Source organism: Rhodobacter capsulatus (assembly GCF_052363175.1).
Taxonomy (GTDB): Bacteria; Pseudomonadota; Alphaproteobacteria; order Rhodobacterales; family Rhodobacteraceae; genus Rhodobacter; species Rhodobacter capsulatus_D.
Genome location: NZ_CP198946.1, coordinates 3,040,253 through 3,065,293, shown reverse-complemented (window position 1 = coordinate 3,065,293; position 25,041 = coordinate 3,040,253). Strand labels below are relative to the sequence as shown.

Here is a 25,041-nt window from a genome sequence, read left to right as displayed (position 1 = left end):
CCCGCGACCATACCGCAAGACGCAACCCATCGGCACGATCTGAGGCCTTTTGCCGGGCCAAGGACCGTCCCGCAACAGCGGAGACACGGGCATGGCTTTGCTCAGCTTCGAACGAAAATACCGTGTGCCGGGCGGCACCTTGATTGGCGGGAGCCTTTTCGACTTCTGGGTCGGACCCTTCTATGTCGGGTTCTTCGGGGTCACCACCATCTTCTTCGCCACGCTCGGCTTTTTGCTTATCCTTTGGGGAGCCGCGATGCAGGGCACGTGGAACCCCCAACTGATCTCCATCGTTCCGCCGCCGGTGGAAAATGGTCTGAACGTGGCCGCGCTCGACAAGGGCGGTCTTTGGCAGGTTATCACCGTCTGCGCGACGGGGGCTTTCTGCAGCTGGGCGCTGCGTGAAGTCGAAATCTGCCGCAAACTCGGGATTGGCTTCCACATTCCGGCCGCCTTCTCGATGGCGATCTTCGCCTATCTGGTCCTCGTCGTCATCCGTCCGATGCTGATGGGGTCGTGGGGCTACGCCTTCCCCTATGGTATCTGGACGCACCTCGACTGGGTGTCGAACACCGGCTACACCTACGGCAACTTCCACTACAACCCGTTCCACATGCTGGGCATCAGCCTGTTCTTCACCACCGCCTGGGCGCTGGCGATGCACGGGGCTCTGATCCTTTCGGCGGCCAACCCCGTCAAAGGCAAGACGATGCGGACGCCGGACCACGAGGACACCTACTTCCGTGACCTCATCGGCTATTCGCTCGGCACGCTCGGCATCCACCGCCTCGGTCTGCTGCTCGCGCTGAACGCGGTGTTCTGGTCGGCCATGTGCATGCTCGTCTCTGGCACCATCTACTTCGATCTGTGGAGTGACTGGTGGTACTGGTGGGTGAACATGCCGTTCTGGGCTGACATGGCAGGAGGCATCAATGGCTGAGTATCAGAACTTCTTTACCCAGGTGCAGGTGAAGGGCGAGCCCGAAATGGGGCTCAAGGAAGGGGTCGACACGTTCGAACGTACCCCCGCCACCTTCTTCAGCCTGCTTGGCTGGATGGGGAACGCCCAGCTCGGGCCGATCTATCTCGGCATCGCGGGCATCACCTCTCTGGTGTTCGGCGCGGCCTGGTTCATGACGATCGGGGTGTGGTACTGGTATCAAGCCGGTTTCGATCCCTTCATCTTCATGCGCGACCTGTTCTTCTTCAGCCTGGAGCCGCCGCCAGCCGAATATGGCCTTGCGCTTGCTCCGCTGCGTGAAGGTGGTGTGTGGCAGATCGCCTCGCTGTTCATGGCGATCTCGGTCATCGCCTGGTGGGTCCGTGTCTATACCCGCGCCGACCAGCTCGGCATGGGCAAGCACATGGCCTGGGCTTTCCTCTCGGCGATCTGGCTGTGGTCGGTCCTCGGCTTCTGGCGCCCGATCCTGATGGGGTCGTGGTCGGTGGCTCCGCCCTACGGCATCTTCTCGCACCTCGACTGGACCAACCAGTTCTCGCTCGACCACGGCAACCTGTTCTACAACCCGTTCCACGGCCTCTCGATCGCTTCGCTCTACGGCTCGGCGCTCCTGTTTGCCATGCACGGCGCGACCATCCTTGCGGTGACCCGCTTCGGTGGTGACCGCGAACTCGAACAGATCGTCGACCGCGGGACTGCTTCGGAACGCGCCGCCCTGTTCTGGCGCTGGACGATGGGCTTCAACGCCACCATGGAAGGCATCCACCGCTGGGCGATCTGGATGGCCGTGATGGTGACGCTGACCGGTGGTATCGGCATCCTGCTCTCGGGCACCGTTGTCGACAACTGGTATGTCTGGGCGCAAGTCCACGGCTATGCCCCCGTGACCCCGTAAGGAGAAGAGACCATGTCCATGTTCGACAAACCCTTCGACTACGAAAACGGTTCCAAGTTCGAGATGGGACTCTGGATCGGTCGTCAGATGGCCTATGGTGCCTTCCTTGGCTCGATCCCCTTCCTGCTCGGCCTCGGCCTGGTGATGGGTTCCTACGGTCTCGGCCTGATGCTTCCCGAGCGGTCGCACCAGACGCCGACGCCCTACCCGAACACCAGCGAAATCGTGGTGATGCACACGACCGAAGTCGTGTAAGACCCCTTCCCCCGGCCGCGCGTCGATGCGCGCGGCCGGGGTATTCCGTTCCGGGCCAAGGCTCCGGAAACTCCGGGGCCCACAGCCCCGAATCCCTTCCCTGTTAATTCAGGCACCTGGTGCCGCAGGTCCGACCCCCGCGGCACCCTTTTAGACCAGAAGGCTCATCGGAGGACGCAGCCATGAGCGCCACGCCATCCCGCACCCCCCATCTTGACCGTGTGACCGGTCCCGCCGACCTGAAGGCGATGAGCATTGCCGATCTGACGGCGCTCGCCTCCGAAGTCCGGCGCGAGATCGTCGAAGTGGTCAGCCAGACCGGGGGGCATCTTGGCTCCTCGCTTGGCGTCGTCGAACTGACGGTCGCGCTGCATGCGGTCTTCAACTCGCCCGGCGACAAGCTGATCTGGGACGTGGGGCACCAATGCTATCCGCACAAGATCCTGACCGGTCGCCGCGCGCGCATGCTGACGCTGCGTCAGGCGGGCGGGATCTCGGGCTTTCCGAAACGGTCGGAAAGCCCGCATGACGCCTTTGGCGCGGGCCATTCCTCGACCTCGATCTCGGCCGCTTTGGGCTTTGCAGTCGGTCGGGAACTGGGCCAGCCGGTCGGTGACACGATTGCCATCATCGGGGACGGCTCGATCACCGCGGGCATGGCCTACGAGGCGCTGAACCACGCGGGCCACTTGAAATCGCGCATGTTCGTCATCCTGAACGACAACGACATGTCGATCGCGCCGCCGGTGGGCGCGCTGCAGCACTATCTGAACACGATCGCGCGGCAAAAACCCTTCGCGGCGCTGAAGGCCGCGGCCGAGGGGATCGAGATGCATCTGCCCGGCCCGGTGCGCGATGGCGCCCGACGCGCGCGGCAGATGGTGACGGCGATGCCCGGCGGCGCGACGCTGTTTGAAGAGCTTGGCTTCGACTACATCGGTCCGGTCGACGGGCACGACATGGCGGAACTCGTCGAAACGCTGCGCGTCACCCGCGCCCGCGCTTCGGGCCCGGTGCTGATCCATGTCTGCACCACCAAGGGCAAGGGTTATGCCCCCGCCGAAGGCGCCGAGGACAAGCTGCATGGCGTGTCGAAATTCGACATCGAGACCGGCAAGCAGAAGAAATCGATCCCGAACGCCCCGAACTATACCGCCGTCTTCGGCGAGCGCCTGACCGAGGAAGCCGCGCGCGATCAGTCGATCGTGGCGGTGACGGCGGCGATGCCCACCGGCACCGGCCTCGACATCATGCAAAAACGCTTCCCGCGCCGCGTTTTCGACGTGGGTATCGCGGAGCAACATGCGGTGACCTTTGCCGCCGGGATGGCGGCTGCCGGGCTGAAACCCTTCCTCGCGCTTTATTCCAGTTTCGTGCAGCGCGGCTATGACCAGATCGTGCATGACGTTGCGCTGCAAAACCTGCCGGTGCGGCTGATGATCGACCGCGCGGGTCTGGTGGGGCAAGACGGGGCGACCCATGCCGGGGCGTTTGACGTCTCGATGCTGGCGAACCTGCCGAACTTCACCGTCATGGCCGCCGCCGACGAAGCGGAGCTGTGCCACATGGTTGTCACCGCGGCGGCGCATGACAGCGGCCCGATCGCGCTGCGCTATCCGCGTGGCGAGGGTCGCGGCGTCGAGATGCCCGAACGCGGCGAAGTGCTGGAAATCGGCAAGGGCCGGGTGCTGAAAGAAGGCACCGAGGTCGCGATCCTGTCCTTTGGCGCGCATCTTTCGCAGGCGCTGAAGGCGGCCGAGATGCTGGAAGCCGAAGGCGTCTCGACCACCGTTGCCGATGCGCGCTTCTGCCGTCCGCTCGACACCGATCTGATCGACCGGCTGCTCGACAACCACGCGGCGCTGATCACCGTCGAGCAGGGCGCGATGGGCGGTTTCGGGGCGATGGTGCTGCACCATCTGGCCCGCACCGGGCAGCTCGAGAAGGGCCGGGCCATCCGCACGATGACGCTGCCCGATCGCTACATCGACCACGGTTCGCCCGAGGAAATGTATGCTTGGGCCGGTCTGACCGCGAATGACATCCGTGATACGGCGATGGCCGCCGCGCGGCCGTCGAAATCGGTGCGGATCGTGCACAGCGCATAAGCGCTGCGCAATCCCGCAAAGATGCACGGACAAGGCATTAATTTGCCGCGTCCGTGCATTTGTCTTGCCTGCGACAAGGTGCACGTGAGACAGTCTGACAGGGTGTCGCGGTCGGGCGGCGCCTGAAGTCGGACGAAGCTCTTGAAATTCCAACAGGTTTACTATGTCCTTGACCCCGAGAGCCGGATTCTGTGGATCGGCGGCGAGTGGGACGAGTTTGCGCTGGCGAATGGTGGCTCGGGCGCGCGCTCGAACGCCGTGCTGGCCACGCCGCTTGCCCATCATGTGGTGGGGGCAGAAACGCGGGCGGCGCTGGCGCGGATGATCGACGCCGTGCGCGAGACGCAGGGGCCGCTGCGCATCGATTATCGCTGTGACAGCCCGACGCTGTTGCGGCGTTTCCAGATGACGATCCAGCCGATGAAGGACGGGCGCGTGCTGATGGTGCATGACCTGCGCGATGCCCGCAGTTTCGAGGAGGCGCTGCCGCGCTGGCACGCCGACGAAGCGGCCGAGGCGCGGAAATGCTCGTTCTGCGGCGCGGTGCATCAGCCCGGACAGGGCTGGAATTTTGCCGAGGATCTGGGCGCGGATCACCCCGCGGCGGTGGATTACGTCATCTGCCCGGGATGCCGCGCGCAGATCGACGAAGTGGTGACAAGCCTGCACCAGCGCCGCGCGCCCAGCACCCCGATGACGGGTGGCTTTGGTCCCGGCGTGGAAGGCTAGATCCGCCGCAGCGCCGCCTTGGCCACCAGCGGTCCGGTCGCCACGCCTTCGGGGGAGCCGCCCAAAGGTTCCTCGGTGATGGCGAGCGTCGCATCGGCCAGCATCGGCCGGATCGCCTCGGGGATCGGCATCGCCGCCTTGCCCTGCCGCGGCATCACGCCAAGCGAGATCGGCGCGGCGTTGCCCGCGATCACCCAAAGCTCGAAATCATGCCCCGGCGCGGGCGCATCGCCGCCCATCGAGACCCGCATCTCGCCCGTCTCGCTGTCATAAAGCGCCGCCAGCCGCACCGCGCCATCCTGAGACACCATGTCCGACACCAGCAGGGGCCCGCGCGCGGGCAAGATCGGCTCGCCAAGCGTCAGCAGCGCCGCCAGAAACGCGACCGACAGCCCCGAAGCCCCGGCGAGCCAGCGCCAGAGCCCGGCGCCCGTCCGCTCGGGGCGCCCGAAGACTCGCGTCTCGACACCGCCCCAGACCCGACCGGGCGGGGCCACCGGCGTCACCTCGTCGGCCAGCGGATCGAAGCGGCTTTCCCAGCGGGCCACCTCGCGCGCGAAATCCGGATCGGTGGCGATCCGCCGCGTCGCCGCCTGCCGTTCCGTGCCGGGCAGTGTGCCCAGCACATATTCGCCCGCGAGCGCAATATCGTCCTGCCGCAACCCGCTCATCCTTCCAGACACTCCCGCAGCGAGATCAGCGACCGGCGCAGCCAGGACCGCATCGTGTTGAGCGGCACGGCAAAGCGCTCGGCCAGTTCCAGATAGCTTTCGCCCTCCACATAGGCCCTTCGCACGGCTTCGGCGCGGGTGGTGTCAAGGCGCGTCATGCAATCGTCAATCCGCCGCCCTTCCGAGGCGCGGATCGCCGCCGCCTCGGGGCCGGGGGCCTCGGCGGGCAGCTCTTCCAGCGCCTCGACGCCGATCTCGCCGCCCTTGCGCCGCCGCAGCCGGTCGATGCACAGGTTGCGCGTGACCGAATTGAGCCAGGCGGCGGGGCTCGCCACCTCCGGCACATAACGGTCGGCATTCATCCAGATCTTCACGAACACATCCTGCAAGGCATCCTCCGCTTCCCGGCGGTCCTTGAGGAGACGCAGGCAGAGGCCAAAAAGTTTCGCGCCCTGCACGGAATAAAGCCGCTCGAAGGCGGCACGGTCGGCCAACGCCACCCGCGCGAGCAATTCGCCCAGATCCTGTCCTGCATCCGCCATCTGATCCGGTTGCCTTTCGCCGCTTTTGTCGTTTCGGACGCAACCTTTTGCCCGCCGGTTGCGTCTTGTCGAGAGGAGAATGCCACGAGGCCCGCCGCGATGACAACCGCCGCGGTTGCACTTGGCGGCGCGGGCCCGCAGGATGGCTGCAAAGGGAGGACGAGGATGGACCGCAAGCTGCTTGCCCCGCTGACGCTGATCGTGGCGTTGACCTTTGCCGGATCGCCCTTCCTGTCCGACGGTTTTCGCGGCTTCACGCCGTCGCAATTCCCGGTCGTCGCCGATCGCTGGCCGGTGCAGCCGGTGGGCTGGGCCTTCTCGATCTGGGGGGCGATCTATCTGTGGCTGATCGTGGGCGCGGGTTACGGGCTCGTCCGGGCATGGCGCAACCCGGACTGGCAGGAGATGCGGCTTGCGCTGATCCTGTCGCTGGCCGTGGGCAGTTTCTGGATCACGGTGGCGAACCTGCAACCGGTGCTGGCGACGGTGATGCTGATCTTCATGGCCGCGACCGCGATTGCCGCCTTTCTGCGCGCGCCGACCGGCAAAGGCGGGGCCGGGCTTTGGGCGGCGGGGCCGGTCGGGCTTTATGCGGGCTGGGTGACGGCGGCCTGTGGCGTCGCCATCGCGATCACGCTGGGCGGGCAAGGGGTGTTGACCGGCGCGCAGGCGGCCTATCTGTCGCTGACGGGGGTCATTCTTGCCGCGCTGATCATCGTCTGGCGCCGCCCCGAGGTGCCCAGCTACGCCTTTGGCGCGGGCTGGGCGCTCTTTGGGGTGATCGTGTCGAATGCCCGGGCGGGGGACTGGCCGGTGCTCTCACTCGCCGCTGTCGGGCTTTCGCTCGTGACGGCAACGCTTCTTTTGCGCAGGAGGAAACTGCAATGAATCTCAAGCTGATGGCGGCCGCGGTCCTGACCGGCTTCGGGGCGCTTTCCAGCCCCGCAGCGCGCGCGGACGAGGCCGAGGCCCCGACCTTCACCTTCCCCTCGATCGAGGGGGGCGTGATCGACACGGCCGCCTATCGCGGCCATCCGGTGCTGGTCGTCAACACCGCCTCGCTCTGCGGCTTCACCTCGCAGCTCGAAGGGTTGCAGGCGCTGCACAAGGTCTGGGGGCCGAAGGGGCTGATCGTGCTCGCCGTGCCCTCGGACGATTTCAAGCAGGAGCTGGACAACGGCAAGGAAGTGTCCGAGTTCTGCACCGTGACCTATGGCATCACCTTCCCGATGGCCGACATCACCCATGTGCTCGGCGACGAGGCGCATCCGTTCTACAAATGGCTGAAGGAAACGCAGGGCTTCGTGCCGCGCTGGAACTTCAACAAGGTGCTGCTGGATGGGAATGGCAAGGTTGTGGCCACCTGGGGCTCGATGACGAAGCCCGAAGGCAGCGCGATCCGCGGCGCGTTCGAGCCGCTTTTGCCGGGGGCCTGATTTGGCGAAGATGCTGCGCAAGGGCGATCTGCCGCAAAAGCTTTGTGCCTGCTGCGGTCGCCCGTTCACCTGGCGCAAGAAATGGGCGCGGGAGTGGGAAAACGTCCGGTTCTGCTCGGACCGCTGCCGCCGCGCGCGATGAGGCTGGTTTTCATCTTGGGCGATCAGCTGACGCGGGGGATCTCGTCGCTCGACGGGATCGACCCTGCGCGCGATGTGGTGCTGATGGTCGAGGTCGCGGCCGAAGCGACCTATGTCCGCCATCACAAGCAGAAGCTGGTGCTGATCCTCTCGGCCATGCGCCACTTTGCCGAGGAGCTGCGGGCCGAAGGGATCAGGGTCGATTACGTCCGTCTGGACGCCCCCGAAAACCGGCAGGATTTCTGCGCGGAACTCGCCCGCGCTGTCGCCCGGCATCTGCCCGAGGCGGTGGTGGTGACGCATCCCGGTGAATGGCGGGTGCTGCAACTGATGCAGGGTTGGTCCGAGGCTTTGGGACTTCCGGTCGAGATCCGCGACGACGATCGCTTCCTGTGCCAGCCCGCGGAATTTGCGCGCCTGACCACGGCGGGCAAGACCGGGCGGATGGAATATTTCTACCGCGAGATGCGCCGTCGCACCGGGCTCTTGATGGAGGGGGCCAAGCCCGTCGGCGGCAAGTGGAATTACGACGCCGAGAACCGCAAGGCGCTGCCGCGCGGCCATCGCGCACCGAAGCGCAAGCGCTTTGCCCCCGATGCCGTGACGGCCGAGGTGATGACCTTGGTCGAGACGCGCTTTGCCGATCACTTCGGCACGCTCGACCAATTCGGCTGGCCGGTGACGCGCACCGAGGCGCTTCTGGCGCTTGATGATTTCCTGCGCGTCGCTCTGCCGTCTTTTGGCGATTGGCAGGATGCGATGCAGGCGGGGGAGGATTTCCTCTATCATTCCCTGATCGCGCCCGCGCTGAACATCGGGTTGCTGACCGCGCTCGAGGTCGCGGCAGCGGCGGAACGGGAATACCTTGAGGGCAGGGCGCCCCTCAATGCGGTCGAGGGCTTCATCCGGCAGGTGATCGGCTGGCGCGAATTCGTGCGCGGGATCTATTGGACCGAGATGCCCGGCTATGCGCAAACGAATGCCTTGAACGCGACGCGGCCGCTCCCGTCGTTCTACTGGACCGGCGACACGCGGATGCGCTGCATCGCCGAGGTGGTCCGGGGCACGCGCGAGAATGCCTATGCTCATCACATTCAGCGCCTGATGGTGACGGGGAATTTCGCGCTTTTGGCTGGGATTGCCCCTGCCGAGATCGAGGCGTGGTATCTGGCCGTCTATGCCGATGCCTTCGAATGGGTCGAGCTGCCGAATGTGCATGGCATGGTGGCCCATGCCGATGGCGGGCGGCTCGGCTCGAAGCCCTATGCGGCGGCGGCGGCCTATATCGGGCGGATGTCGGATTACTGCCGCGGCTGTGGCTATGATGCGAAAGCGCGGACCGGACGGAATGCCTGTCCGATGAATTTCCTTTACTGGAATTTCCTGATCACCCATCAGGCGCGGTTCGGAAAGAACCCGCGCATGGCCCTGCCCTACAAGGCGCTGGCGGCGATGGGGAAGGGGGAGCGGGCCGCGATCACCGCCGAGGCCGAGGCGTTCCTTGCCAAAATGAAAACGCCGGAGGCAGAGCCTCCGGCGCAGATCTCGATGCCGTGGTGATCAGCGGCCGCGAATGCGCGGATCAAGCGCGTCACGCAGACCATCGCCGATGTAGTTGACCGAGAGCACCGTCAGCGAAATCGCGATGCCGGGCAGGATCACCCGCATCGGGTAAAGCTGGATCTGATCGACGGCATCGAACAAGAGCCGACCCCAGGTCGGGAAGTCCGGCGGGAAGCCGAGGCCAAGGAACGACAGCGCCGATTCCGTGATGATCGCCGAGGCGATGCCGAGCGTGGCCGAGACCATGATCGGCGACATGACGTTGGGCAGGATGTGGCGCAACACGAGCCGATGCGCGGGCGTGCCGATCGAGCGCGCCGCCAGAACGAATTCGCGTTCCTTAAGTGCCAGCACCTCGCCGCGCACGATCCGCGCGGTCTGCATCCACGAGGTCGCCCCGATCGCGGTGACGATCAGCAGGAAAATCCCGCCCTCGGGGCCGAAGCCTTTCGACAGCGGATCGCGGAAGAGCGTCACCATCAGCAGCAGCAGCGGCAGCAGCGGCAGGGCAAGGAACAGGTCGGTCAGCCGCATCAGATGCCCGTCGAGCCGCTTGAAATAGCCCGCCAGCACGCCGATCGCGGCGCCAAGGAAGATCGAGAGCGACATCGCCGTCAGCCCGACCGAGATCGAGACCTTGCCCCCCGCCATCATCCGCGCCAAGAGATCGCGGCCCAGCTGGTCGGTGCCCAAGGGATGGGCGAACGAGAAGCCCTTGTTTCGGGCGCGGAAGTCGACATAGGTCGGGTCCATGTGCCAGATCATCGGCCCGACCAGGATCAGCGCGAGGATCGCGACAAAGATCGTCAGGCCGACCAGCGCCCCCTTGTGGGTCTTGAACTGGTCCCAGACATCCCACCACTGGTTGCGGGGCGGGCGGATTTTAACGGTGGTGTCAGTCATAACGGATCCGCGGGTCGAGGATGCCATAAAGCAGGTCGGCGATCAGGTTGAAGAGCACGATCAGCACGGCAAAGATGAAGGTCAGCGTCATCACCATCGGCAGGTCGTTCGCGTGGATGGCAAGGATCAGCTGCTGGCCGAGCCCGTTCACCTTGAACACCTGCTCGGTGATGATCGCCCCGCCGAAGATCGAGGGCACGCCAAGCGCGATCACGGTGACGACGGGGATGAGCGAGTTGCGCAGCACGTGGATCAGCACGACGACGCGCTCGGTCAGGCCCTTGGCGCGGGCGGTGCGGACGTAGTCCTGGCCGAGGTTGTCGAGCATGGACGAGCGCATGAACCGCGAGATCTGCGCCGCGTTGAACAGCGAGAGCACCGTGACCGGCATCACCATCTGCCGGAGCTGCTTGGTGAAGCTTTCCCAGTCGGTGACCTGCAAGGTGGTGTCGTAGACCATCGGGAACCATTGCAGCTTGACCGCGAAGATCACGATCAGGACGACGCCGGTAAAGAAGGTCGGCACCGAAAAGCCGATCATCGAGATGAAGGTGCCAAGGTTGTCGAACCACGAATATTGCCGGTAGGCGGACAGGATGCCGATGGGCACCGCGATCAGCACGCCGATCACATAGGCAGAGCCGACGACGATCAGGGTTTGCGGCATGCGCTGCGCAATGATGTCCATCACCGGCTGGCGCGACTGGAACGAGATCACGCGCTGCATGTCATCGGCCATGTGGGTGCCGAACAAATTGTCCCACAGATGCATCGGCTCGATCCAGAACATCTGCTTGAGCCAGAGGAAATAGCGCACATACCAGGACGCATCGAGGCCAAGCGCGGTGCGCATCTTCGCCTTCACTTCCGGCGGCACGGTCAGCGGAACCTCGCCCAGAGGGTCGCCGGGCGCGGCCTCCAGAAGCAGGAAGATCACCAGAGAGATGATCAGAAGCGTCGGGATCGCGATCAGCAATCGTCGCAGGGTATACTGGAACATCGGCGCCTCGGCTCGTCTCTCTTGTCTCTCGGGGGGTGGCGGGGGACGCCGGGCCAACGGCCCGGCGTCCCCCCCGCCCGGGTCGGACCGGCCCTGCCGGTCCGACCTCACGGTCTCTTATGCTGCGATCACTTCGCCCGCGACCAGTCGGCCACGTTCCAGTATTCGCTGTCCCAGGCGTTCATGTCGACGCCCACGAGGGTGTTCGACACGGCCGAGAAGCGCGCGCGGTTCGCCAGCGGCACGGTGACCATCGCATCCTTGGTGACCATGTCGTTCAGCTGCTTGATCTGGTCGGCGCGCTTGGCCGGATCGGCGGTGGTCAGCATTTCCTTGATCAGCGCGTCATAATCCGGGTTGCAGAAGCGCGGGATGTTCTCGCCCTGCCACTGGTCTTCCGGCTTCGGCGCCTTTTCACAGGTCAGCTGCGCCAGATAGGCTTGCGGGTCGGTCCCGTCCCATTCGTTCGCGAACATCTGCACGTCGGCGTAGAACTTCTGGAACGTGTCGGGCGAGCCCGCATCGCCGCCGAAGAACACGGACGGGTCGATCTGTTTCAGCTCGACTTCCACGCCGACATCGTTCCACCATTGCTTGATCATCGCCTGGAAGTTCTGGCGGATCGGGTTGACCGAGGTCTGGAACACCAGGCTCAGCTTCTTGCCGTCCTTGTCGCGGATGCCGTCGCCGTCGCTGTCGGTCCAGCCCGCTTCATCCAGAAGCTTCTTGGCGCCTTCCACGTCCTGCGTCAGGCAGCCGGTGTTGTCCGACGCGAACATCTCGGGCGCGGGCACCAGGTTGCAAGTCGGACGGGCGGCCTCGCCGTAGCCGATTTCAACGAGCAGGCCACGGTCGATCGCTTTCGACAGCGCTTCGCGCACGCGGATGTCCGAGAAGATCGGATGCGGATGCTTGGCGGTCGAGCGCTCGCCCTCGGGCAGGGCCGAAGACGGGTCGGTCATGTTCAGCTCGAGCCGTTCGACAAGGCCGCCGTAAGCGGTCATGAACTTGCCCTTGCCGGCGGCAACCATCTGCGCCTGCACTTCCGGCTCGATCTGGGTGTTCCAGCCGTAGTCGTATTCGCCGGTTTCCATCACGGCGCGCGCGGTCGACATCGCGTCGTTGCCGCCCTTCAGCGTGGCGGTGGCGAAGGCCGGTTTCGCCGGGTCGCGGTAATAGGGGTTCGCCACGAAGACGGCCACGTCGTTGGTCTTGAAGTCGGTGACCGCGAACGGGCCGGTGCCGATCGGCTTGAAGTTCGCATCGGTGCAGCTCGAGGCATTCGCGCCGAGGCATTTCTCGAACTGTTTCTTCTGCAGGATCGGCGCCAGCGCGCCGACGAAAGCCGAATAGGGGTTCGTCTTCGGCTTCAGGAAGGTGATCTTCACGGTCAGCGGATCGACGGCTTCGATCTTCTCGATGCCTTCGAATTTCGACAGCTGCGCGCAGCCGCCCGCCGGGTCCATGCAGTATTGGCCGGTGAAGACCACGTCATCGGCGGTGAAATCGGTGCCATCCGACCATTTCACGCCCGGCAGCAGTTTCCAGGTGATGGTCTTGCCATCGGCCGAGACGCCGCCATTGTCCAGCGTCGGGATTTCCGAGGCGAGGCGGGCCATCAGCGTGCCATCGGGCTTGTAGGAGGCCAGCGGTTCCGAGACCATCGAGGAGGCGTTGATGTCCTTGGTGCCCGAGGACAGATACTGGTTCATCGTCGAGGCGGCCTGCGACTGGATGATCTTCAGTTCACCGTCCGAACCGCGTTCGGCGAACGCGGCGGGCGCAAAGGCCAGCACGGCGGCGGCCCCCATCAATGCGGTCTTGAGTTTCATGCGTCCTCTCCTTCATGGATGCAGAGATCACGTTTGCTCGGGCTCTTGCCCGCGTGTCATGCCGCCGTTTGCCCGGCGGTCTGATTGTGCAGATGGCAGGCGGTGAAGTGACCGGGGGCCACTTCGCGGAACTCGGGTTCCACCGACCGGCACAGATCCATCACCTTCGGGCAGCGGGTGCAGAAGTTGCAGCCCTTGGGCGGATTGGCAGGCGAGGGCACGTCGCCCGTCAGGATGATCCGCTGCCGCGTCTTTTCCGCATTCGGATCAGGTTCGGGCACGGCCGAGAGCAGCGCCTGCGTGTAGGGATGCAGCGGCGCTTCGTAAAGCGCATCGCGCGAGGCAAGCTCGACGATCCGCCCCAGATACATCACCGCCACGCGGTCGGCGATGTGGCGCACCATCGACAGATCGTGGCTGATGAACAGATAGGTCAGCCCAAGGCTGTCCTGCAGCTCTTCGAGCAGGTTCACCACCTGCGCCTGAATCGACACGTCAAGCGCGGCAATCGGCTCGTCGCAAACGATGAAGCGCGGGTTGAGCGCAAGCGCCCGGGCAATGCCGATGCGCTGGCGCTGGCCGCCGGAAAACTCGTGCGGATAACGGTTGGCAAAATCGCGGTTCAGCCCGACCTTGTCCATCAGCTCGTAGATCCGGGCGAGCTTTTGCGCCTTCGAGAGCGTCGTGTGCTCGTCAAGCGGCTCGCCGATGATCCCGGCCACCGTCATGCGCGGGTTGAGCGACGCCTGCGGGTCCTGAAACACCATCTGCATCTTCGGCCGCATCGCGCGCAATTCGGACGGCGGTGCCGCCAGAACATCCTCGCCATCGATCGTCACCGAGCCCGCGGTCGGTTCGTAAAGCCGCAGGATCGCCCGGCCGCAGGTCGATTTCCCGCAGCCCGATTCGCCCACCAGACCCAGCGTCTCGCCTTCGTAAATGGTGAAGGTCACGTCATCGACGGCCTTCACATCGCCGACCTTGGTGCGGAACAGCCCCGCCGTGATCGGAAAATACATCTTCAGCCCTTCGACCTCGACCAGAGGCCGCTTGCCGCCGTCAAACATGGGCTTTCTCCGTCACTTCCTTGCGCGGGGCATTCGCGTCGAAATCCCAGAAACAGGCCGCATCATGGCCCGGGCCGACATCATAACGCGCCGGGTTGGCCGCGTCGCAAGCCGAAAAGCGCAAGCTGCAGCGGTCGCGGAACGGACAGGCGGCGGGCGCGGCGCGCAGGATCGGCGGCTGGCCCTCGATCACGTTCAGTTTCTCGGCACGCTCGCCACGCACGGAGGGCACCGTTTGCAACAGCGCGCGCGTGTAGGGGTGGCGGGGTTTGGCGAAGACTTCCTTCACCGTGCCATGTTCGACGATCTGGCCGCCATACATGACCATGATCCGGTCAGCGATGCCCGCGATCACGCCCAGATCATGGGTGATCCAGATGATCGCCATGCCGAGCTTCTGGCGAAGATCCTTCACCAGTTCAAGGATTTGCGCCTGAATCGTCACATCAAGCGCGGTCGTCGGCTCGTCGGCGATCAGCACTTTCGGATCGCAGGCGAGCGCGATGGCGATCATCACCCGCTGCCGCATCCCGCCCGAGAACTGGTGCGGGAAATCCTTCAATCGCCGTTCCGCATCGGGAATGCCGACAAGCTCCAGCAGCTCCTTGGCCCGGACCTGCGCCTGCGCTTTCGTCATCCCCATATGCTTCATCAGCGGCTCGCGCAGTTGATAGCCCACGGTGAAGACCGGGTTGAGCGAGGTCATCGGGTCTTGGAAGATGAAGCCGACGCCCGGGCCGCGCACCGCGCGCAGCTGGGCCGGGGTGCATTTGAGCAGATCAAGCCCGTCGAACATCACCCGCCCGTCCCGCACCTCGGCGGGGGGCGAGGGCAGAAGCCCGATCAGCGACATCATGGTGACGGATTTGCCGGACCCCGACTCGCCAACGACGCCCAGCAATTCGCCGGGCTTCAGATCGAACGAGACAGAGTTGACCGCATGCACCTCGCCGCCACGGGTGCGAAAAATCGTCTTGAGGTTCGTCACCTCAAGCACGGGCTGCGCCCCATCGCGCATGGCGTCCCCCAGTCTTTGTATTTGCAGCGTTTTTTGCGCTGGTTTTTCTTGCCGCTCACCAATCGGTGATCGAATTTGACCGAGTGTTAGAGATTTTCACGGCCAGTGCAAGCGCTAACGCTGGGGAAGCCCTGCGGCCTGCGCATGTCCCTTTGGCGTCTGTCCGGGCTTGACCTTGGTCGGTTCGCGGTCAAGCCTGCCTTGTCCCGACCCGAAGGAGCGCCCGATGCCGTTTGTGATTTCGCTCAATGATCCCGTCCGTTTTTCTGCGGCACTGCCTGAAACCACCGATGTCGTGATCGTGGGCGCAGGTGTCGCCGGTGTGATGGCGGCTCATTATCTTGCGCGCGCCGGGCGTCGGGTGGTGATTTTGGAAAAGGGCCGGGTGGCGGGCGAGCAATCTTCGCGAAACTGGGGCTGGATCCGGCAACAGGGCCGCGATCCGGCGGAATTGCCGATCATGCAGGAGTCGATCCGGCTTTGGGAGGAGATCGCGGCCGAGCTTGGCCCCGAGCTTGGCTTCCGCCGCTGCGGTGTCGCCTATCTGTCGGACAAGCCCGCCGCGGCAGAGGGCTTCGCGGCCTGGGTCGATTTGGCGCGGGCGCATGGGCTCGAAAGTCACCTGCTCGGCCGGGCGCAACTGGCCGCAGCGATTCCCCATGCGACGACCTGGGTGGCGGGCCTCATCACGCCGTCGGATGCGCGGGCCGAGCCCTTTGTCGCCGTGCCGATGCTGGCCGAGCGCGCGCGGCGGGCCGGTGTGACGGTGATCGAGCATTGCGCGGTGCGGGCGCTGGATATCGCGGCCGGGCAGGTGGCGGGCGTCGTCACCGAAAATGGCCGCATCCGCTGCGAGCAGGTTTTGGTCGCGGCGGGGGCCTGGTCCTCGCTGTTCCTGCGTCGGCACGGGCTGAGCCTGCCGCAGCTGCTTGTCCGCTCGACCGTGGCGCAGACCGCGCCCCTGCCCGAGATCACGCAAGTGTCGGGCGTCGATGATGTCTTTGCCTGGCGGCGGCGGCTCGATGGCAGCTACACGGTTGCGCCCGGGACCTCGCACGACTTCTACATGGGGCCGGATGGGCTGCGGCATTTCCGTAAATACATGCCGCAGATGGCCCGCGACCTGTCGAAGACCTCGATCCATCCGCGCGCGCCCGAGCCGGGCTGGCCTGATGGCTGGACGACGGCACGCAGCTGGTCGGAGGATCGCGAAAGCCCGTTCGAGCGCTGCCGCATTCTCGACCCTGCGCCGAACCGGGTGTTCCTGCACAACGTCCAGCGCGCTTTCGGTCGGGCCTTCCCGTCTCTGGGCGAACCGAAACTGGTGCGCGACTGGGCGGGGATGATCGACGTGATGCCCGACACCGTGCCCGTGCTCGATGCCGCGCCGATCTCCGGGCTTTACGTCGCCACCGGGCTTTCGGGGCACGGCTTCGGCATCGGGCCGGGCGTCGGGCGGGTGATGGCCAGCCTGATGACCGGTCAAGCCCCCGGTCATGATCTGACCCGCTTCCGCTGGGGTCGTTTTACCGACGGATCAAAAATCGACCTCGGCCCCACCTTCTGACCTTGCCAAGGGCGGGCGTCCCTGCCAGCCTGCCCAGGCGATCCTGCCGTTTTCCATAGGAAGAGCAAGCACATGCCTGTCAAGAACCGCTTCGCCGAATTGCTGCCCGAGATCACTGCCTGGCGGCGCGACATTCACGAAAACCCGGAACTTCTCTATGAAGTGCACCGCACCGCCGCCAAGGTCGCGGGACTTCTGCGCGAGTTCGGCTGCGACGAGGTGGTCGAGGGCATCGGCCAGACCGGCGTCGTCGGCGTGATCAAGGGCCGCACGGATACGGCGGGCCGGGTGGTGGGCTTGCGGGCCGACATGGATGCGCTGCCGATCGTGGAACAGACCGGGGCGGCGCATGCCTCGAAAGTGCCGGGCAAGATGCATGCCTGCGGCCATGACGGCCACACTGCGATGCTGCTTGGCGCCGCGAAATATCTGGCCGAGACGCGGAATTTCGACGGCACGGCGGTCGTCATCTTCCAACCGGCGGAGGAGGGCGGCGGCGGCGGCAAGGCGATGGTCGACGATGGCATGATGGAGCGCTGGGGCATTCAGGAAGTCTACGGCATGCACAACATGCCGGGCTTCCCGGTCGGCAGCTTCGCGATCCGCCCGGGCCCGATGATGGCCGCCACCGATCAGTTCGACATCGTGGTGACCGGCAAGGGCGGGCACGCGGCGAAACCGCATGACTGCATCGATACGACCCTTGTGGCGTCGCATATCGTCGTCGCGATGCAGCAGATCGCCTCGCGCAATGTCGATCCTCTGAAACAGGTCGTGGTCTCGATCTGCACGTTCCGGACCGAGAGCGAGGCCTATAACGTCATTCCGCAGACGGTGGCGCTGAAAGGCACGGTCCGCTCGCTTGACCCCGCCGTGCGCGATCTGGCCGAGGCGCGGGTGAAGGCGGTGGCCGAGGGCATCGCCGCCGCGCATGGGGCGACGGCCGAGATCAGCTATATCCGCGGCTATCCGGTGACGATGAACACGCCCGAAAACACCGATTATGCCATCGAAGTGGCGCAGGCGGTTTCGGGCCATGTCGATACGACGGTGGCGCCGATGATGGGGGGCGAGGATTTCTCCTACATGCTGAACGCGCGGCCGGGGGCCTATATCTTCCTGGGCAATGGCGACAGCGCGATGGTGCACCACCCGGCCTATGATTTCGACGACAGCGCGATTCCCTTCGGATCGAGCTGGTATGCCGGGATGGTCGAAAGCCGGATGCCCGCCGCCTGAGACGCGAAAGGGGGGCGCTGCCCCCCTCTTTGCCTGTCGGCAAATTCACCCCCCGGCATATTTGCGCCAAGAAAAAGATCATCGGTTTTTTCTTGGCGCAAATACGCCGGGGGGACGGCCGCAAGGCCGTGGGGGCGGAGCCCCCTTTTCCTTACCTCAGCACCATGACCGAGCAGGGCGCATGGCGCACGACGCGGGCGGCGGTCGAGCCGATCAGGAAATCGCCAAAGCCGGGCCGATGTCCGGCGATCACGATGCAGTCGGCGCCGATCTCGTCGACCAGATCGAGGATCTCGTTCGCCGCATGGCCTTGGCGCAGCACGCCCGCGCCGTTCTCGAAGTCGTTTGCCAGCGCGTCGAGCTGGTTTTGCAACGTCTGGCGCAGGTCGGCGTCATAGCCCTCGGGCATGTAGGAGATCGCATAGCCGGGCACATCGGCCATCACATGCACGATGGTGATGCGCGCCCCCTGGGCGGCCAGTGTGCGCGCGACATTCAGCGCGGTGTCGGGATTATGTTCCGCGTCGAAGGCGACGGGCACGATGATGTTGGAATACATGGCGGACTCCTTTGAAGGCGTCGTTTCGGATGTTTTCATTCTGCCCGATAAACAGGCGGGCGCCTTGATACAGGTCACGATTTCTGTCCGGTTCCGGACTTACCCCCCGGTATGGTTCATGCCGCGCCCGACCCGGCCCGAGATGCCCGTCGCGCCATAGCCGAAATCATGGCCCTGCGGCTTGCGCGCGATCGCGGCGCGGATGGCCGTGATCAGGGTCGTATCGCTCTCGGAGCCGCGCAGGGGGCCGCGCAGATCGGTGCCGCCCTCTTGCCCCAGACAGGGGTAAAGTGTGCCCGTGGCGCTGATCCGCACCCGGTTGCAGCTCTCGCAAAATCCGTGGCTGAGCGGCGTGATGAAGCCGATCTTCTGCCCCGTCTCGGCGGCCCGTGCATAGCGCGCAGGCCCCCCGGTCGTTTCGGGCAAATCGCTCAGCGTCAGATGCTCGGAGAGCCGCGCCCGCACTTCGGCCAGTGACAGGAAGGTGGCGGCGCGGTCGGTCATCGGCATTTCGCCCACCGGCATCACCTCGATGAAGCTCAGATCATGGCCCTCGGCCCCGGCCCAGCTGGCCAGATCGCGCAGCTCGTCCTCGTTCACGCCGCGCAGGGCGACGGTGTTGATCTTCACCCGCAGCCCTGCCGTTTTCGCGGCGGCGATGCCTGCCAGAACGGCGGCCAGATCACCGCGCCTTGTGATCGCGGCGAAGCGATCCGGGCGCAGGCTGTCGAGCGAGACATTCACCCGTTTCACCCCGCAGGCGGCCAGATCGGCGGCATGGGTGGGGAGCGTCGCGCCATTCGTGGTCAGCGTCAGCTCGCGCAGCGCGCCCGTTTCCAGATGCCGCGCAAGCGCCCGAAACAGGCTCATCACGTTGCGCCGCAAGAGCGGCTCGCCGCCGGTGATGCGCAGCTTCTTCACGCCCAGCCCGACAAAAGCGGTGCAGAGCCGGTCGAGTTCTTCGAGCGAAAGCAGATCGCGGCGCGGCAGGAACCGCGTGCCCTCGTCCATGCAATAGCTGCAGCGAAAATCGCAGCGATCCGTCACCGAAACCCGCAGGTAGGTGATGGCCCGCGCAAAAGGGTCGGTCAGGCGTTCCATGCCTTGAAATTAGGCGATGTGCCGCCGCCCGGCAAGACCCGGCTGCGGCGGCTTGTCGCGGTCTTGCGACCTCAGGTGACTTTCGCCCGGGCGTGGAATTCGGGCCGGTCCCAGGCGCGGGTCGCCATCACCTCGGTCAGGATCGCGGCGGCGCGGTCGATCTCGGCCTCGCAGATGTAAAGCGGTGTGACGCCGAAGCGCAGGATGTCCGGTGCCCGGAAATCGCCGATGACGCCGCGGGCGATCAGCGCCTGCATGATCGCGTAACCTTGCGGATGGGCGAAGCTGACCTGGCTGCCGCGGGTTTGCGGATCACGCGGGGTGACAAGGGTCAGATCGGGGCAGGCGGCTTCGACCGCGGCGATGAAGCGCGCGGTCAATTCGATCGAGCGGGCGCGGATCTCGGCCATCGAGACGCCGTCCCAGACATCAAGCGCCGCGTCGAGGGCGGCGAGTTGCAGCACCGGCGGCGTGCCGACGCGCATCCGTGCGGTGCCAGGGGCGGGGCGGTAGCCGGCTTCAAAGGCAAAGGGCGCGTCATGGCCGAGCCAGCCCGAGAGCACCGGCTGCACCTGCGCCGCATGGCGGGGGGCAACATAGATGAAAGCCGGGCCGCCGGGGCCGGAGTTCAGGTATTTATAGGTGCAGCCTGCCGCGAAATCGGCGCCCGCACCGGCCAGATCGACCGGCACCGCGCCCGCCGAATGGGCGAGATCCCAGAACGCCAGCGCCCCGGCTGCATGGGCCTTGGCGGTCAGCGCTTTCATGTCGTGCTTGCGCCCGGTGCGGTAATCGACCTCGGTCAGCATGGTGACGGCGATGGTCTCGTCGATCGCGGCTTCGACCTCCTCCGGTGCGACGACGCGCAGCTCGTAGCCCTGACCCAAGAGCCCGGTCAGCCCCTGCGCCATGTAAAGATCGGTCGGGAAGTTGCCGCTGTCGGACAGGATCACCCGACGCTCGGGGCGCAGTTGCAGCGCCGCATCAAGCGCCTGAAACACCTTGATCGACAGCGTATCGCCCAGCGTCACCGAGCCCGGCTCCGCCCCGATCAGCCGCCCGATCCGGTTGCCCAGACGCTCGGGCAGGTCCATCCACCCGGCCTTGTTCCAGGCGGTGATCAGCATCGCGCCCCATTCGGCGCGGATCGCGGCCTCGACCCGGGCGGGCACGGCGCGCGGCAGCGGGCCAAGCGAATTGCCGTCCAGATAGATCACGTCCGGGGGCAGGTCGAAAAGCGCCTTGGTGGCGGTAAAATCGGTGCTCATCGCGGTCTCCTTTCGACCAAACTGGCGCGGGCGCCCGGCCGCCGCAAGGGGGGGTGCGCCGCGCCTGATCCGACGTCACCTTGGGGCAGGGGGGCCATCATGACCGTGAAAGACGCGCTGAGGGACATCGACCTGCCGCCGCTCTGGCTTGCCGCTTTCGCGGCCGTGGTCTGGATCACCGGGAGCGTCGTGCCGCTGGCGCTGCCCTATACGCATCCGGTTGGCTATGTGCTGGTGCTGGCAGGCGTCGTGCTGACGCTGGTCGCCGCCGGGCAGATGGTGCTGATGCGCACGACGGTCATTCCACGCCGCGAGCCCTGCCGGCTGGTGACTTCGGGCGTTTTCGCGGTTTCGCGCAATCCGATCTATCTGGCCGATGCGATGATCCTTGCCGGGCTGATCCTTGTCTGGGATGCCGCCCTTGCCGCGCCGCTGGTTCCGGCCTTCATGGCGCTGATCACCCGGCGCTATATCCGCGGCGAGGAAGTCGCCATCGCCACCCTCTTTGGCCCCGAATATCAGGCCTATCGTGCCCGCGTCCGCCGCTGGCTGTGACCTATTTGCTGCATTGCAGAAAAATCGTCGCACCCCCTCGGAATCCTTGTGCCAAATCCGCGCTGCGGCGGGGAAGGGGACCCCTGCCAAACCCTTGAATCCGTGCCAAAATTGTCAGCGGTAACATGGTATGCAAAGGTATACTGCGGGGGTGGCCCGACCCGGAACCAGTTTTGCGACTCTTACGTGTGACCAAGCGCTTGTGAAACTTTCTTACGCAGTGTTAAGAGGTCTCGCCACGTTTTGTCCCCGGGCTGAAATCGTCCCGGGGCAGCATTGGGAGAGACAGAAGTGAAAATCGGCGCTCCGAAGGAGATTTTCGAGGGAGAGGCGCGTGTTGCGTTGACCCCCGACTCTGCGGTCCAGCTTCAGAAGCTGGGGCACACTTGTTTCGTGGAAGCGGGCGCGGGTCATGCCGCGGGCTTTGCGGATGCCGCCTACGAGGCCGTCGGCGTGACCGTCGTGAAGGGCGCCGAGGCGCTTTTCGACGCGGTGGACGTCGTGGCCAAGGTGCGCCCGCCGGTTGACGCCGAAGTGGCCCGCCTGAAGTCTGGCAAGACGCTGATTTCCTTCTTCTATCCGGCGCAGAACAAGGATCTGCTCGAGGCCGCCAAGGCCACCGGGGCGAATGTCATCGCGATGGACATGGTGCCGCGGATCTCGCGCGCGCAAAAGATGGATGCGCTGTCCTCGATGGCGAACATCTCGGGCTACCGCGCGGTGATCGAGGCGGGCAACAACTTCGGCCGCTTCTTCACCGGTCAGGTGACGGCGGCGGGCAAGGTGCCCCCGGCCAAGGTGCTGATCGTTGGCGCCGGGGTTGCGGGTCTGGCCGCGATCGGCGCTTCGACGGCGCTGGGCGCGATCACCTATGCCTTTGACGTGCGCCCGGAAGTGGCCGAACAGATCGAATCGATGGGCGCCGAATTCGTCTATCTCGATTTCGAGGAACAGGCCCAGGATGGCGCCGCCACCGGTGGTTACGCAGCGCCCTCGTCGCCGGAATTCCGCGAAGCTCAGCTGAAGAAATTCCGCGAACTCGCGCCGGAGATGGACATCGTCATCACCACGGCGCTGATCCCCGGCCGGGATGCGCCGATCCTCTGGACCAAGGACATGGTCGAGAAGATGAAACGCGGCTCGGTCATCGTCGATCTGGCGGCCGAGCGTGGCGGCAACTGCGAACTGACGAAGAAGGACGAGAAAGTCGTCACCGAGAACGGCGTGACCGTGATCGGCTACACCGACTTCCCGTCGCGCATGGCGCAACAGTCGTCGCAGCTTTACTCGACCAACATCCGTCACATGATGACCGACCTGACGCCCGGCAAGGATGGCGTCGTCGTGCACAACATGGAAGATGACGTGATCCGCGGCGCGACCGTGGCCTTTGAAGGCGCGATCACCTTCCCGCCGCCGCCGCCGAAAATCGCGGCCATCGCGGCGCAAAAGCCGAAGGAAAAGGCCAAGGTCCTGACGCCCGAAGAAATCCGGGCCGCCGAGAAAGCCGCCTTCCGCCGCGAAACCCGCAACCAGATCCTGATGCTGGGCATCGGCGGCGCGCTGCTGCTGTCGATCGGGCTCGTGGCTCCGGCCTCGTTCATGGCGCACTTCATCGTCTTCGCGCTGTCGTGCTTCGTCGGCTTCCAGGTGATCTGGAACGTCAGCCACTCGCTGCACACGCCGCTGATGGCGGTGACGAACGCGATTTCCTCGATCATCATCCTCGGCGCGCTGCTGCAGGTGGGGTCGAGCTCGTTCCTCGTCATCCTGCTCTCGGGCATCTCGGTCTTCATGGCGGGCATCAACATCTTCGGCGGTTTCATGGTCACCCGGCGCATGCTGGCGATGTTCCAGAAGTCGTAAGCGGAGGAAAGAACAATGGATTTCGGTTTCACCACGGCCGCTTACGTCGTTGCGGCAGTTCTGTTCATCCTCTCGCTGGGCGGCCTGTCTGGTCAGGAAAGCGCGAAACGCGCCGTCTGGTACGGCATCGTCGGCATGGCGCTGGCCGTGGCGGCGACGCTCGTCGGGCCGGGGCAGGGGCTTTGGGTCCTGTCGCTGATCCTCTTGGGCGCGGGCGGCTTTTATGGCATGAAGGTCGCGAAAAAGGTCCAGATGACCGAGATGCCGCAGCTTGTGGCTGCGATGCACTCGCTCGTCGGTCTGGCGGCCGTTCTGGTCGGCTACAACGCCTATATTGAATCGGTGCGCGTGCCGGGCATGGACGATGCCGCGAAAGCGGCGCTCGAGGGCTTTGCGGCGCTCGTCGCCCACAAGACGCCGACCGAGCTTGCGATCCTGCGCGTCGAGCTGTTCCTGGGCGTCTTCATCGGGGCCGTGACCTTCACGGGTTCGATCATCGCCTTCGGCAAGCTCGCGGGCAAGGTCGACACCAAGGCGAAGAAACTGCCGGGTGGTCACTTCCTGAACGCGACGGCGGCGCTGGCCTCGATCGCGATGCTCGTGTTCTTCATGCTCGGCTATGGCTCGCTGCCGCTGATCGGCATGACGCTGCTGGCCTTCTTCATCGGCTATCACCTGATCATGGGCATCGGCGGCGCCGACATGCCGGTGGTGGTGTCGATGCTGAACAGCTACTCGGGCTGGGCCGCGGCGGCGATCGGCTTCTCGCTTGGCAACGATCTTCTGATCGTCACCGGCGCGCTGGTGGGTTCCTCGGGCGCGATCCTGAGCTACATCATGTGCAAGGCGATGAATCGGTCGTTCATCTCGGTGATCCTGGGCGGCTTCGGCAACACTTCGGGCCCGGCGATGGCCGTCGAGGGCGAGCAGATCGCGATTGACGCGCAGGGCGTGGCCGATGCGCTGAACGAGGCTGACAGCATCATCATCATCCCGGGCTATGGCATGGCGGTGGCGCAGGCGCAGATGGCGGTGTCGGAACTGACCTCGGTGCTGCGGGGCCGTGGCAAGACCGTGCGCTTCGCCATCCACCCGGTCGCGGGCCGTCTGCCCGGGCACATGAACGTGCTTCTGGCCGAGGCGAAGGTGCCTTACGACATCGTTCTGGAGATGGACGAGATCAACGAGGACTTCCCGAGCACCGACGTGGCGATCGTCATCGGCTCGAACGACATCGTGAACCCGGCGGCGCAGGAAGATCCGAACTCGCCGATCGCCGGGATGCCGGTGCTGGAATGCTGGAAGGCGAAACAGGTCTTCGTGTCGAAGCGCGGTCAGGGCACGGGCTATTCGGGGATCGAGAACCCGCTGTTCTACAAGGAAAACACCCGCATGTTCTACGGCGATGCGAAGAAATCGCTGGAAGAACTGCTGCATCTGATCCGGCACTGATTAGGATCAGAACCCAAGACAAGCCCCGCCGGAAACGGCGGGGTTTTTCATTTCGCCCCGGTGTGGCCTCTGCGACCCGCCGGGGGCTTCGCTCCCCTGGGCTGCCACGGGCAGCCCGTTCGACGGGAAAGCCTTCCACTGGAAGGCTTTTCGATCCCGTCTCACCCCAAGGTATTTGAGCAAGATAAAAGAGCGCCCGGCGAATGCGTCGAACGCTTGATGGGTCGGTTTTGGGGGGAAGGGCAGGCTTCCGAAGACTCGGATGGAGCCATCCCGCAAAGGTCAAAGCCGAGCCTTCAGCTTTTCCTTGGTA

Annotated in this window: 24 protein-coding genes; 14 read left to right on the top strand and 10 right to left on the bottom strand. The window is 65.2% G+C overall.

All coding sequences use genetic code 11. The features are described from left to right. Positions 1-91: 91 nt before the first annotated feature. The 5 genes from pufL (at position 92) to ACTTAI_RS15895 (ending at position 4,948) form a co-directional block, all read left to right on the top strand. The gene (gene pufL, locus ACTTAI_RS15915) at positions 92-940 is read left to right on the top strand and encodes a photosynthetic reaction center subunit L (protein WP_444452491.1); all 849 of its coding nucleotides are present in this window, start codon (positions 92-94) and stop codon (positions 938-940) included. Next, positions 933-1,856 (top strand): photosynthetic reaction center subunit M, encoded by a 924-nt coding sequence (gene pufM / locus ACTTAI_RS15910; RefSeq protein WP_444452490.1) that lies wholly within the window; start codon positions 933-935, stop codon positions 1,854-1,856. Before pufL ends, pufM begins: the two co-directional genes overlap by 8 nt. Positions 1,857-1,868: 12 nt before the next feature. Further along, positions 1,869-2,111, top strand: a complete 243-nt coding sequence (gene pufX, locus ACTTAI_RS15905) for an RC-LH1 core complex protein PufX (protein ID WP_444452489.1) — start codon at positions 1,869-1,871, stop codon at positions 2,109-2,111. A gap of 182 nt (positions 2,112-2,293) precedes the next feature. Beyond that, entirely contained in the window at positions 2,294-4,219 is a 1,926-nt protein-coding gene (gene dxs / locus ACTTAI_RS15900) for a 1-deoxy-D-xylulose-5-phosphate synthase (protein WP_444452488.1), read from the top strand. 141 nt (positions 4,220-4,360) lie between these two features. After that, entirely contained in the window at positions 4,361-4,948 is a 588-nt protein-coding gene (locus ACTTAI_RS15895; RefSeq protein ID WP_444452487.1) for a hypothetical protein, read from the top strand. Here ACTTAI_RS15895 and ACTTAI_RS15890 read toward each other — a convergent pair. Together ACTTAI_RS15890 and ACTTAI_RS15885 are read right to left on the bottom strand one after the other, a co-directional pair. Then, on the bottom strand, positions 4,945-5,619 hold the full coding sequence (locus ACTTAI_RS15890; RefSeq protein WP_444452486.1) for an anti-sigma factor: 675 nt from the start codon (positions 5,617-5,619) through the stop codon (positions 4,945-4,947). The genes ACTTAI_RS15895 and ACTTAI_RS15890 overlap by 4 nt on opposite strands. Further along, complete coding sequence (locus tag ACTTAI_RS15885; RefSeq protein ID WP_444452485.1) at positions 5,616-6,161, bottom strand: sigma-70 family RNA polymerase sigma factor; 546 nt, start codon at positions 6,159-6,161, stop codon at positions 5,616-5,618. The genes ACTTAI_RS15890 and ACTTAI_RS15885 overlap by 4 nt, the downstream gene beginning before the upstream one ends. Positions 6,162-6,326: 165 nt before the next feature. On the opposite strand from ACTTAI_RS15885, the gene ACTTAI_RS15880 reads away from it, so the two are divergent. The 4 genes from ACTTAI_RS15880 to ACTTAI_RS15865 are packed head-to-tail and all read left to right on the top strand — an operon-like array spanning position 6,327 to position 9,298. Next, a complete protein-coding gene (locus tag ACTTAI_RS15880) occupies positions 6,327-7,049 on the top strand; it encodes a hypothetical protein (RefSeq protein WP_444452484.1) in 723 nt (240 codons plus the stop codon). Beyond that, positions 7,046-7,597, top strand: coding sequence for a glutathione peroxidase (locus ACTTAI_RS15875; protein WP_444452483.1), 552 nt, complete (start codon positions 7,046-7,048; stop codon positions 7,595-7,597). The genes ACTTAI_RS15880 and ACTTAI_RS15875 overlap by 4 nt, the downstream gene beginning before the upstream one ends. Position 7,598: 1 nt before the next feature. Continuing rightward, the gene (locus ACTTAI_RS15870) at positions 7,599-7,739 is read left to right on the top strand and encodes a DUF2256 domain-containing protein (protein ID WP_444452482.1); all 141 of its coding nucleotides are present in this window, start codon (positions 7,599-7,601) and stop codon (positions 7,737-7,739) included. Continuing rightward, entirely contained in the window at positions 7,736-9,298 is a 1,563-nt protein-coding gene (locus tag ACTTAI_RS15865) for a cryptochrome/photolyase family protein (RefSeq protein WP_444452481.1), read from the top strand. Before ACTTAI_RS15870 ends, ACTTAI_RS15865 begins: the two co-directional genes overlap by 4 nt. Here the strand turns inward: ACTTAI_RS15865 and ACTTAI_RS15860 are convergent, their stop codons facing one another. The 5 genes from ACTTAI_RS15860 to ACTTAI_RS15840 all read right to left on the bottom strand — a co-directional run bounded on the left by ACTTAI_RS15860 (position 9,299) and on the right by ACTTAI_RS15840 (position 15,121). Beyond that, complete coding sequence (locus ACTTAI_RS15860) at positions 9,299-10,204, bottom strand: ABC transporter permease (protein WP_444452480.1); 906 nt, start codon at positions 10,202-10,204, stop codon at positions 9,299-9,301. Further along, on the bottom strand, positions 10,197-11,204 hold the full coding sequence (locus tag ACTTAI_RS15855) for an ABC transporter permease (protein WP_444452479.1): 1,008 nt from the start codon (positions 11,202-11,204) through the stop codon (positions 10,197-10,199). The genes ACTTAI_RS15860 and ACTTAI_RS15855 overlap by 8 nt, the downstream gene beginning before the upstream one ends. Before the next feature lie 128 nt (positions 11,205-11,332). After that, positions 11,333-13,036 carry a peptide ABC transporter substrate-binding protein gene (locus ACTTAI_RS15850; protein ID WP_444452478.1) on the bottom strand — a complete coding sequence of 568 codons (1,704 nt, stop codon included), beginning with the start codon at positions 13,034-13,036 and terminating at the stop codon, positions 11,333-11,335. Positions 13,037-13,092: 56 nt separating this feature from the next. After that, positions 13,093-14,103, bottom strand: coding sequence for an ABC transporter ATP-binding protein (locus ACTTAI_RS15845; protein ID WP_444452477.1), 1,011 nt, complete (start codon positions 14,101-14,103; stop codon positions 13,093-13,095). Then, positions 14,096-15,121 carry an ABC transporter ATP-binding protein gene (locus tag ACTTAI_RS15840; protein ID WP_444452476.1) on the bottom strand — a complete coding sequence of 342 codons (1,026 nt, stop codon included), beginning with the start codon at positions 15,119-15,121 and terminating at the stop codon, positions 14,096-14,098. The genes ACTTAI_RS15845 and ACTTAI_RS15840 overlap by 8 nt, the downstream gene beginning before the upstream one ends. Positions 15,122-15,347: 226 nt before the next feature. On the opposite strand from ACTTAI_RS15840, the gene ACTTAI_RS15835 reads away from it, so the two are divergent. After that, on the top strand, positions 15,348-16,688 hold the full coding sequence (locus ACTTAI_RS15835) for an NAD(P)/FAD-dependent oxidoreductase (RefSeq protein ID WP_444452475.1): 1,341 nt from the start codon (positions 15,348-15,350) through the stop codon (positions 16,686-16,688). A gap of 72 nt (positions 16,689-16,760) precedes the next feature. Then, positions 16,761-17,927, top strand: coding sequence for a M20 aminoacylase family protein (locus ACTTAI_RS15830; protein WP_444452474.1), 1,167 nt, complete (start codon positions 16,761-16,763; stop codon positions 17,925-17,927). A gap of 151 nt (positions 17,928-18,078) precedes the next feature. On the opposite strand, the gene ACTTAI_RS15825 is transcribed toward ACTTAI_RS15830, so the two are convergent. From ACTTAI_RS15825 to kynU, 3 genes are all read right to left on the bottom strand, one after another. Continuing rightward, positions 18,079-18,486, bottom strand: coding sequence for a universal stress protein (locus ACTTAI_RS15825; RefSeq protein ID WP_444452473.1), 408 nt, complete (start codon positions 18,484-18,486; stop codon positions 18,079-18,081). A gap of 99 nt (positions 18,487-18,585) precedes the next feature. After that, on the bottom strand, positions 18,586-19,587 hold the full coding sequence (moaA, locus tag ACTTAI_RS15820) for a GTP 3',8-cyclase MoaA (RefSeq protein WP_444452472.1): 1,002 nt from the start codon (positions 19,585-19,587) through the stop codon (positions 18,586-18,588). 71 nt (positions 19,588-19,658) lie between these two features. Next, complete coding sequence (gene kynU, locus ACTTAI_RS15815) at positions 19,659-20,855, bottom strand: kynureninase (RefSeq protein ID WP_444452471.1); 1,197 nt, start codon at positions 20,853-20,855, stop codon at positions 19,659-19,661. A 99-nt stretch (positions 20,856-20,954) separates the two neighbouring features. On the opposite strand from kynU, the gene ACTTAI_RS15810 reads away from it, so the two are divergent. The 3 genes from ACTTAI_RS15810 to ACTTAI_RS15800 all read left to right on the top strand — a co-directional run bounded on the left by ACTTAI_RS15810 (position 20,955) and on the right by ACTTAI_RS15800 (position 24,728). Next, positions 20,955-21,410, top strand: a complete 456-nt coding sequence (locus ACTTAI_RS15810) for a methyltransferase family protein (protein ID WP_444452470.1) — start codon at positions 20,955-20,957, stop codon at positions 21,408-21,410. Positions 21,411-21,701: 291 nt separating this feature from the next. Then, on the top strand, positions 21,702-23,276 hold the full coding sequence (locus tag ACTTAI_RS15805) for a Re/Si-specific NAD(P)(+) transhydrogenase subunit alpha (protein WP_444452469.1): 1,575 nt from the start codon (positions 21,702-21,704) through the stop codon (positions 23,274-23,276). Between the two features lie 15 nt (positions 23,277-23,291). Then, positions 23,292-24,728: an NAD(P)(+) transhydrogenase (Re/Si-specific) subunit beta gene (locus ACTTAI_RS15800; protein ID WP_444452468.1), complete on the top strand. Its 1,437-nt coding sequence runs from the start codon at positions 23,292-23,294 to the stop codon at positions 24,726-24,728. The last annotated feature ends 313 nt before the right edge of the window (positions 24,729-25,041 follow it).